Here is a 2,634-nt window from a genome sequence, read left to right as displayed (position 1 = left end):
AGATCATGGAACGTCTCCGCGAGAAATGGAACTGCTATGACTTCCAGCACTTCATCAATGGTGTGAAAAAGGAAAATCCACGGCATATCTCCAAACAGCTTCGGGCAATTGAACAGTTCCTTGATTCTGAGAATCCGGATAAATCCCTGGTAGCGCAGGTGATGAAGGAATGCTGCCAGAAATACCGGTATCAATTCTCACAGTTTAAGGTCGTTTACAGCCTTGCAAAAGCCGGCCGGGAACTGGCTACAGACGACTGTCTCGCACAGGTTCCATCCGGCAGTGTCAGCTACACGGATCTTTCTGTTTATGCAAAAGCCTTTCAGGAACGCACAGAGAGGAAGGAGGCTGCTGCTCGATGAACCGTGAAATCTTAAAAAGTATGGATACCGGCCATATCCCTGTACAGCGGCTCACAGCCCTGCTTGAAACGTTTACCTTAAAGCACGCGGCGCGTATGCTTCCGGATCTTCTAGAAACCGCAGATCTGCAGGACTCCTCCTGCCGGGAATTCCTCCTGGCTGTTCTTGAGACCGAAGTGAAAGGACGGAATGAACGGCGACGAAAGCGCAACTATTCCGCGGCGCATTTCCCACCAAATATCCGGCCACTGGAAGAGTTCGACCCGGAAGAGCTGGAGTCAGGAATCACTCAGGCACAGCTCTCCGTCTTGAAAGAACTGTCCTGGCTGGACAACTGCGGAAACCTTGTCTTTGCGGGGCCTCCGGGCCTCGGCAAGACTATGGTCGCCTGTGGTCTGGGGTTGCAGGCTGTCAACAGCGGCTATACGGTATGTTTTGAGAAGATGACCAGCCTGATCAGGATCCTCGACACCGCAGAGACAGAGCGCGCCACCGGTTTCCGGCTCAAAAATATCAAGAAAGCCCAGCTTGTCATCATTGATGAGATTGGCTACACTCCGATCAGCCGCGGACAAGCGAATCGTTTTTTCACATTTATCAGCGACACCTATGAAACCAGTTCCATCATCTTTACCACCAACAAAGAGATCGTTGACTGGGCAGAGATGATGGGAGATCCGGTGCTTACCACTGCGATGCTGGACCGGATCCTGCACCATGCCAAGTGTTACTCTTTCCGAGGGGAATCCTACCGGCTGAAGCACCCTGACCTTTACCCGCAGGGAGAAACAGGGATGTAAGAATCTGCTTACCGGGTAATGTAAAAAAGTGCTTACCTTACGATGTAAAGATCTGCTTACCAGGGTATGTAAAAAACTCCTTACCTTACGGTGTAAAAAACATCTTACCTAACAATGTAAAAAAGTGGTTGACATTTGCACGCCAGAGCGGCATGACAGATGCTGGCTGGTGCCGTGAAAACGACATTGCAGTAAGCACCTTTTACAACTGGGTCAGCCGTTGTCGGAAAGCCGCAGCGGATCAGATCCCAGCAGCGAATTACGGTCATCTTGAGGTTCCCCGCCCGAAACAGGACGTGGTCTCTATTGACATTGTTCCGGATCACATTCCGGAACAACAGACAGCATCACAGATGCTAAACTCGCACCTTGACAATTCACATACGATTGAAGTTGCTATGAAGGATATCACGGTCCGCATCAGCAATGATGCAGATCCTGTCCTGCTCGCCAGGACATTCCACCTGCTTCAGGAGCTCTCATGTTAGGTGACATCTCCGGACTTGAGAAGATCTACATTGTCTGCGGCTATACGGATATGCGGAAATCCATTGACGGACTCTGCGCCGTTATCGAAGACCAGCTTAAGATGGATCCGTCGTCCAGTGCTCTCTTCCTTTTCTGTGGAAGAAGACGGGACAGGATCAAAGCTTTGTTCCGTGAACCGGATGGCTTTGTTCTGATCTACAAGCGGTTGTCTGTCCACGGCGGCTATCAATGGCCCAGGAAGCAGTCGGAGGTTCGGAATCTTTCCTGGCGGGAGTTTGACTGGCTGATGTCGGGGATCGATATCGATCAGCCCAAAGCCCTCAAAGCAGAGTGAAAAGCATCTGGATTTTTCAAAAAATCCTGCACAGAAAAATCCGGAAATTCCCTGTAGATTCGGCATTTTTCAGGAGCCATTTCCCTTTAGTAAAAGCCCCGTTTCTGGTATAATAAAGGTATCAAATCCGAGGAGAGAAACAATGGCTTCCAGTGCGAAAGATATCCAGCTTCGAGAGCTGAAAGATACCGTATCACAACTGAAAACAATGATATCTGAACAGACTGAGCTGATCAAATCTCTCCGTCTTATTATTGACGAAAAATCCAGTCACGAGAAAGCGCTGCAGGAACAGGTAGATTATCTGACCAAAAAGCTTTTCGGCTCATCCAGTGAAAAAAGATCCGATAACATTCCGGGACAACAGAATCTCTTCGATGAAGCGGAAATGGAACAGGATCCCTCTTTGCTGGAAGAAGAGACCGTGATCCGGGAGCATACCCGTAAAAAGAAGGCAACCCATGAGGAGCTTTTCAAAGGCCTGAAGGTTGAAAAAGTAGTGATCCCTCTTCCGGAAGAAGACCAGATCTGCCCGGTCTGCGGTACGCAGATGGTTTTGATCGGTGAGGAGTATGTCCGCCGGGAACTGGAATTCATTCCTGCCACCTGTAAAGTGATCGAATACTACAGCCAGAGTTACGGATGCCCA

The 2,634-nt window shown here is 49.5% G+C and carries 5 protein-coding genes; all 5 read left to right on the top strand.

Annotated features, from left to right (window positions below):
- The coding region (locus BKD12_RS17065) for a hypothetical protein (RefSeq protein ID WP_176731002.1) at nt 1-362 on the top strand (362 nt) is incomplete at its 5' end.
- On the top strand, nt 359-1,162 hold the full coding sequence (istB, locus tag BKD12_RS16170; protein ID WP_207645185.1) for an IS21-like element helper ATPase IstB: 804 nt from the start codon (nt 359-361) through the stop codon (nt 1,160-1,162). The genes BKD12_RS17065 and istB, both read left to right, overlap by 4 nt.
- 128 nt (nt 1,163-1,290) lie before the next feature.
- Complete coding sequence (gene tnpA / locus BKD12_RS16165; RefSeq protein WP_242872791.1) at nt 1,291-1,650, top strand: IS66 family insertion sequence element accessory protein TnpA; 360 nt, start codon at nt 1,291-1,293, stop codon at nt 1,648-1,650.
- Nucleotides 1,644-1,985, top strand: a complete 342-nt coding sequence (gene tnpB / locus BKD12_RS16160) for an IS66 family insertion sequence element accessory protein TnpB (protein WP_070090327.1) — start codon at nt 1,644-1,646, stop codon at nt 1,983-1,985. Before tnpA ends, tnpB begins: the two co-directional genes overlap by 7 nt.
- Nucleotides 1,986-2,127: 142 nt before the next feature.
- Nucleotides 2,128-2,634: IS66 family transposase zinc-finger binding domain-containing protein (locus BKD12_RS16155; RefSeq protein WP_083263017.1), on the top strand; the 507-nt coding region annotated here is incomplete at its 3' end.

This window comes from Merdimonas faecis (assembly GCF_001754075.1).
Lineage (GTDB): Bacteria > Bacillota > Clostridia > Lachnospirales > Lachnospiraceae > Merdimonas > Merdimonas faecis.
This window is presented reverse-complemented; position numbering and strand designations above follow the sequence as displayed.